This is a genomic window from Croceicoccus estronivorus (assembly GCF_001625325.1).
GTDB classification, from domain to species: domain Bacteria; phylum Pseudomonadota; class Alphaproteobacteria; order Sphingomonadales; family Sphingomonadaceae; genus Caenibius; species Caenibius estronivorus.
Genome location: NZ_JRQQ01000007.1, coordinates 281255 through 287867, shown reverse-complemented (window position 1 = coordinate 287867; position 6613 = coordinate 281255). Strand labels below are relative to the sequence as shown.

Here is a 6613-nt window from a genome sequence, read left to right as displayed (position 1 = left end):
TTACCAGAACCAATTATCGCAGCCTTTATCCTTTGCATGATCACATCTTCCCATAATCAAAAACTGGCATCGCCGTTTTGCAAACAATCCCCCCGGTCGTGGTTATCCGGAGTGAAAGCCCGTCTCGGCCCGTGCACCCCACCTAGTTGCACAACCATCTTGAATCCAGACGCACCCCTGCCTAATTTCTCATATTATGAGTAAAGGCATTCCTCTCATCTCATCTCTGCAACGCACGCTCACCATGCTGGAAGCGGTCATTGCCGATGGCGGGGAACGATCTGTTTCGGCAATTGCACGTGAGGCGGGCATTCCTGTAGCCACTGCGCACCGGCAGGTCGCAACTCTGGTAGCGGAAGGTTACCTCGCGTCATCCGGCAGTTACCAGCACATTGCCGGCCCCAGACTTCTCAGCCTCCTGCATCGGCTCGACGAGAAGCAGGTGATTGCCAATGTAGCAGCTCCCATCCTTCACAAGCTGGCAAGCCAGGTCCGCAGTATTGTCCAGCTGGGCACCTTCGAAAATGACATGGTGACCTACCGTATCAAGACCGGGCAAGGAGCAAGCGACATGTTCACCAAGGTGGGCATGCAGCTCGAAGCATACTGTTCCGGCATTGGTAAAGTCCTGCTCGCCCATCTGCCCGACGACCATCTTCGCAGCTACCTGGCCAATGGCCCCTTCGTCCCTTTGACCGACAGGACCATCACCGATCCACATCGTCTGGCAGAAGAACTCAAGGCGGTGAAGGACCAGGGCTTCGCAGTCGACGACGGCGAGATTGCCGAAGACTTATATTGCATCGCTGCACCGATCCATATGGCCGACGGTCGGGTAATCGCCGCCATTTCCATTTCCCGCAACGTCGCCGCCATGGATGAAGCACGCGAAAAACGCGTCAGGAAGCTGTTATTCGAAACCGCCCATGAGATCGAACAAAGGGTGCAATCGGCATAATCGCCCCCTCACTGGCGAGTTACCCGCGCAACAGCCCTCTGGCCTGAATTTTCTGTTCAATTCTCTCATGGATCGGGACGTCCAGTCCACATTCACGCGCCATGCGTAATACGGCGCCGGTCAGGCAATCATATTCGGATTGCCGCCCGCTCTCGATGTCACGTTGCATGGACGTCGTCGCGTCCGGGGGAAATCCGTTCACAAAAGCCAGTGTCCGCGCCACACAGTCCGTACCCAGCGCAATCCCTTTCATCTCGGCAAGACCCGCGATCTCGTTCATCGCATCGGCCAGCATCCCTTGCCCTTCGTCGGTTTCCTTGATCCTTCCGGCATCGCAGCGCAGTGCCGTGCCCACCCCGCCCAGAGACGCGGCCAGCAGGAATTTCTCCCACAAATCGCGCCAGATGTCTGTCGAGTGCTTATGTCCGATCCCGCACTTGGCGAGAACTCCCTGGAAAAGGTCCACCACTTCCTGACCGCCTTGGGAAACGAGGCCGAACGCCAGCGAGGGGGCGACACCGACATGATGCACGACACCCATCCGCACTTCAAAGAAACCATGCACCCGCGAAGCGATCACCGGCACCGCGGGAAAGCGGGTCATGACCTGTATCGGCGCCTCGACCCCATTCTGCACCGTCACGATGCCCGGCCTCACCGATGCCAATGGCGCGGCAAGTTCCAGGGCATCCGTCAGGTCGGCTGCTTTCGTGCAAACCAGTACGAGGTCAGCATCCGGGATAGAGAGACAATCCTGCCGGACAGCCACTCTGACATGCGAATGGACACCCTCACGATATAATTGCACTCCATCAGACCTCAGGCTGGTAAATCCCGGTTCACGCGCAACCATGACAACATCGTAACCAGCATCCGCCAGGCTCGCCGCAAAGAAGCGCCCGAGAGCACCTGCCCCTATGATAACAATACGCGCCATTTCCGCACGCTAATGGAAAGGTGCGCGAACGTCATCTGCCCACTGCTCGCAATGGGCAGAAGCAATCGCATGGATCGACGAATTTAGCGCACGAGGCGCACAGGCATGTGCTTGATGCCCCCGACGAAGTTAGAGCGCAGGCGGCTCACAGGCCCTGCCAACTCAAGGTCGGGGAAGCGCGCCAATATCTCGTTCAGAACAGCGCGCAATTCGATTCTAGCCAGATCATTACCGAGACAACTGTGGCGACCGAAACCAAACGTCAGATGACGGTTCGGCTTGCGCGCCAGATCGAGGCGGAATGGATCCTCGAACACGCTCTCGTCACGATTGGCCGAGGGATAGAATAGCGCAACCTTCTCGCCCTTTCGCACAGTCTGCCCCCCAATCTCGACATCGCGTGTCGCGGTACGCGCCATATAAACGATAGGCGTGACCCAGCGCAGCAATTCCTCCACTGCCTGCGTCATGCCGGAACGGTCCGCTGTCAGCATCGCACGCGCTTCCGGGTTTTCGATCAGCGCCAGCATCGCCCCACTGGTCGCGTTGCGCGTCGTTTCGTTTCCGGCAATAACCAGAAGAAAGCAGAATCCCAGAATTTCCATATCATTCAAAGGCGTTCCGTCGATCCGTGCCTCGACAAGCAGGCTGACCAGATCTTCACCGGGAGATGCACGGCGTTCTGTGATGAACCGCATGAAATACCCGAATATCGCCTGCTGTGCCGCCATGACCGCCTCTTTCGGCAGTTCGAGATTTCCATATTCCGGGTCCTCGCTACCGACAACCGCATTGCTCCACGTATACATCTGGTCCCGGTCGCTGGTTGGAACACCCAGAAGTTCGAGAATAACGTCGAGCGGCAGGCGCATGGCAATGGCTTCGACAAAATCGATTACCTCGCTTTCGCCAGCGCTCGCGGCAGCCACACGGGCAGCGGCAACATCATCTGCGATTTCCCTGCAACGCGCGATAATGTGTTCTTCCAGCGCGCGCATCACACTGGGCTTGAAGCGTTCGCGCAGGATCATGCGATTCTTGTGGTGCTCGGGCGGGTCCATCATGAGCATCAGGGGAATGCGCGGCGTGCTCTCGTCCATGGGCTGATCCTTGCGAAGGATGGTAATCCCCGGCCCGTTTATGAAGTTGTCGCTATCCTTACCGATTGCCGTGATGTCCGCATAACGTGTGAAGGCCCAGAACGGTTCGCGAATGCCATCGTCGTGCCAGGCAATCGGCTGCTCTTTCCTCATGCGAGCCCACACCTCATGAGGATACCCATTAGCCGCGAAGTAATCGGGATCGAAGCAAGCCGGATCGGCCAGCGGGCGCTGAGACATATTTATCCTCTTCTCTTTAGTGAACGATCGTTTACTAGCGTTTTCTGAAGCGGCGCGCTAGAGGGCAATGATGAATGCTGGCGATGCAGACTTGAGGCAGGGCCGCCGCACGCGCATGGCGCCAGCCGAACGGCGCGCCCTGATCCTGGCTGCGGCCTCCGACATGTTCCAGCGCCATGGCTATGCCGGGGCCAGTATCGACGCGATCGCCGCGGCTTCCGGAATCAGCGGGCCGGGGATTTATCGCTATTTCAGTGGCAAGACCGAATTGCTCCTCGCTTTGCTGGAAGCTGCCGTTGATGAAGCAATGGACGCGATTGAAACCGCAACTGCATCAGATCCCGCCCTGGAGGGCCCCGAACGACTGGCGGATGTCCTTGCCGATCATGCGATGAGCAAGGGAGCAATCATCACTCTGCTGCAGGGCACAGTGGCCGATATGGAGGCCATGGACAAAAGTCGCCTGGAACGACTTCGCGGTGACGCCGTTGGACGGCTCGCCCAAGCGCTGACACTGAGGCGCGGGAGTTTGAGCATTGCAGAAGCAGAGGGCAGGATTGTCGCCGCACTGGCAGTTGTGGGACAGGCAGAACGATTCCTGGCAACCGGGGCCAACGAAAACAGTTTCCGCATGATAGTGCGTGCGATCCTGCGCCTTTGAGCGCTCGTTCTTTCTGCATGTATGCTTGCGATTGCATCGCGTTCACTCCCCCTACCGGAGGCAGATCGACGCGCTGCCCAAACACCGCAGTCCGAACACAGGTACTATTGACCTCGCCCTCCCCTCCGGGCAGCAGAATAAGAACTATCCGTACCTATCCAGGGGGGATGTGTGCGATGGAAAGGACAGGGTTTGGCAGAAAAGACTTTTTCCCGAAGAGAACGCGGCAGGCCGCGCAATCCGGACGTTTTCCCAAAAATCCTTGCGGCGGCCAAGAAGCTTCTGGCCAGCGATGGCTACGAAGCGCTGACATATGATGCCCTTGCGCAATCTACCGGCGTAAGCCGCGGCACCATCTACCGGCGCTGGCCGACAAAGGCCCATATCGCCGCAGATATCATTCGCGGCAATGAAGAGGGCTTTACCTATACCCCTCTGGAGGAAGGTTTCAGCGCGCAAATCCGCGCGGTCGTCGAACAGATCTATTCGGGCTACAAGGATCCTGCCATGGGGCCCGCATCCGTCGGGCTGTTCAATGCCTATTTTACGGACGCCAGCCTGCGATCCACCGTGCACGATCCTCTTGAAGAAGGTGCGCGGGAAAACTTTCGCAAAATCGTGAATGATGCCAAGCGAAGTGGGACCGCCCGGAAAGATATAGATGTCGATGCCCTGTTCGACATTTTGACGGGCAGCATCATTTACAGGATTCTGTTCAGCAACCTCTCCTGTGACGACCGTCACATCGAAGAAATCTGCAATATCGTGATCAATGGCGTGCTGGCGGACTCGTGAGCACCGGATTGGACAGCATCAGATGCTGCCCAATCCGCCGGTATCAAGTCCCGCCATAAAGCGCGAGATTATCCCTTGCTGGCTTCGAACGTCCAGGTCCAGTGGCCATCCTCCGGACCATCTTCGAAATTGAACTCTTCGCGAATGGCTGGGATCGTCCAGTCGAGATAATCTTCCCACTTGATCATGAACATCGGGCGTTTCTGCTTCCCGCCCAACGCATAACCCCTTGCGATACCTTCAAGATACGCCGGGACGACCGCGCCATAGTGGCATGCCATGCGCATCAGTCCGGTCGATGTGAGGAACGTTCCGAACCGATTGAGTTCTGAGGCGAGCGGCTCCGCGAAATAATTGTTGATCGCGATCGTGTTGGCAACGATCAGCGCGACCTCACCTACCGGGCTGGGATCCAGGCCAGTGACCATGTGTTCAATGTCGTGATTTTGCACACGACGCTTGTTCAGATATTCGAAATCGTTTTCCGCTTCGGCGAGGAACATGAAATCGATGTCCATGCCGCTCGAAGCCATAAAATCATGGATGCGGGAGCCGAGCGTTCCGGGCTCGTAATCACGCAAGCTTTCAACAGTGAAGTTGCTTGTGAAACGGGCGTCGAGCCACTCCGCAAACTCTGGAATGCGTGCCTTTTCCTCCATGACGAGGCCAAACAGCCTTTCACCGTCCGTCACTTCGGCAAATGCACGATGCACATCGGGAATCAGATAGGCACCGGGCAGATCATGTCCGTCCCGCTTCAACCCCATCTGAGCATAGATGTCCCGGAAGCGTGGATTGTTCAAATATTCGGAAGTGCTCGTAAGAACGCTACTCTTGGCAGGTTCATTTGCCCCCTGAAGGTAGCGTGCTTCTGCCGCACTGAGTTCCCCAGCCTTTTGCTTCTCAACCACAGTAGCCATGATTCAGGTTCCTCGTATCAATATGGCACGCGACGGCGCACCCCGACTTCATTGATTTAATCAGTTTCCGCATTCTACGTCGGAAATTACAGGACATGATGTGCTGTATATGGCAGCAGCTGTCAATCGCAACAGCGCGTAAATTGCACCAAGATGCGTGCAACGGAACAAGCCCGACGTCAGTGATCGGTCCAGCTATTCGCCTGATCGCCGCGTGCCATCAAATCCTGTGTCCGGATGGAAGGCCCGATGGCTTCCTCAGTCGCACCGCCCAGCCTGCGGCGCCTCGGTGCCCCTAAGGATGACATCGACGATCCGCTCGATCTCTATTGTCCGATCCACCAGGGAGCTGAATAATTTGCCAAAGATGATCGCCCCGACAGCAATGTCGAACACCGCATCGCTATCGACGTCGTCACGGACCATTCCCAGCGCTTTTCCCTTTTCCACCGTCCGGCGAAAGGAAGCACGCGTATCCTCCTCGATCGAGGCTTCCAGTTCCCCCCTCAACGATGGGTCTCTCTGCCAAGCGACCAATGCGCCAATAGAAGCGGCCCCAACGTCCTTTTGGCTATAGCGATCATGTAACAGCGCCAGGACCGCACGCACTTCACCGTCCCAGCCCCGCTCTTCGATTACATCGGGAAACTCCTCGTTTCCGCGATTGGCAATGTCATTCACCAGATGAGCCTTGCTCGGCCATCGCCTGTAGATTGATACGCGGGAAATGCCCGCTGCCTGTGCCACAGCTTCAAATGTCAGGGCATCAAAACCACGCGTAGCCAATATCTCTCTCGCTGCGGACAGAATGGCGGCATCGTTAGCCGGGTTACGCGGTCGCCCCGGGCCTCTCCGCTTTGGTTTTTCCTTATTTTCTCCGGTCGTGCGACCCGTCATTTTCTTCTCCCCGCAGCGCCTCCGACGCGGCACCCCCGCCGTTTGATAAAGATCAATTTCCAGCTTGTCCCCTTTTCCAGAATGTCATACGATACACAATGTACT

Annotated in this window: 7 protein-coding genes; 3 read left to right on the top strand and 4 right to left on the bottom strand. The window is 57.0% G+C overall.

Annotated elements, in window-relative coordinates:
* Positions 1-196: 196 nt before the first annotated feature.
* Positions 197-958 (top strand): IclR family transcriptional regulator, encoded by a 762-nt coding sequence (locus tag MB02_RS12640; protein WP_067537961.1) that lies wholly within the window; start codon positions 197-199, stop codon positions 956-958.
* A gap of 19 nt (positions 959-977) precedes the next feature.
* Here the strand turns inward: MB02_RS12640 and MB02_RS12635 are convergent, their stop codons facing one another.
* Both MB02_RS12635 and MB02_RS12630 read right to left on the bottom strand, forming a co-directional pair.
* The gene (locus MB02_RS12635; protein ID WP_067537958.1) at positions 978-1895 is read right to left on the bottom strand and encodes a ketopantoate reductase family protein; all 918 of its coding nucleotides are present in this window, start codon (positions 1893-1895) and stop codon (positions 978-980) included.
* Positions 1896-1978: 83 nt separating this feature from the next.
* Positions 1979-3235 (bottom strand): cytochrome P450, encoded by a 1257-nt coding sequence (locus MB02_RS12630; protein WP_067537955.1) that lies wholly within the window; start codon positions 3233-3235, stop codon positions 1979-1981.
* A 67-nt stretch (positions 3236-3302) separates the two neighbouring features.
* Here MB02_RS12630 and MB02_RS12625 point away from each other — a divergent pair, with 67 nt between their 5' ends.
* Both MB02_RS12625 and MB02_RS12620 read left to right on the top strand, forming a co-directional pair.
* Positions 3303-3896: a TetR/AcrR family transcriptional regulator gene (locus tag MB02_RS12625; RefSeq protein ID WP_067537952.1), complete on the top strand. Its 594-nt coding sequence runs from the start codon at positions 3303-3305 to the stop codon at positions 3894-3896.
* 192 nt (positions 3897-4088) lie between these two features.
* A complete protein-coding gene (locus MB02_RS12620) occupies positions 4089-4691 on the top strand; it encodes a TetR/AcrR family transcriptional regulator (RefSeq protein WP_067537950.1) in 603 nt (200 codons plus the stop codon).
* A gap of 68 nt (positions 4692-4759) precedes the next feature.
* On the opposite strand, the gene MB02_RS12615 is transcribed toward MB02_RS12620, so the two are convergent.
* Together MB02_RS12615 and MB02_RS12610 are read right to left on the bottom strand one after the other, a co-directional pair.
* On the bottom strand, positions 4760-5611 hold the full coding sequence (locus MB02_RS12615) for a Coq4 family protein (RefSeq protein WP_067537947.1): 852 nt from the start codon (positions 5609-5611) through the stop codon (positions 4760-4762).
* A gap of 258 nt (positions 5612-5869) precedes the next feature.
* A complete protein-coding gene (locus MB02_RS12610; RefSeq protein ID WP_067538112.1) occupies positions 5870-6508 on the bottom strand; it encodes a TetR/AcrR family transcriptional regulator in 639 nt (212 codons plus the stop codon).
* Positions 6509-6613: the final 105 nt, after the last annotated feature.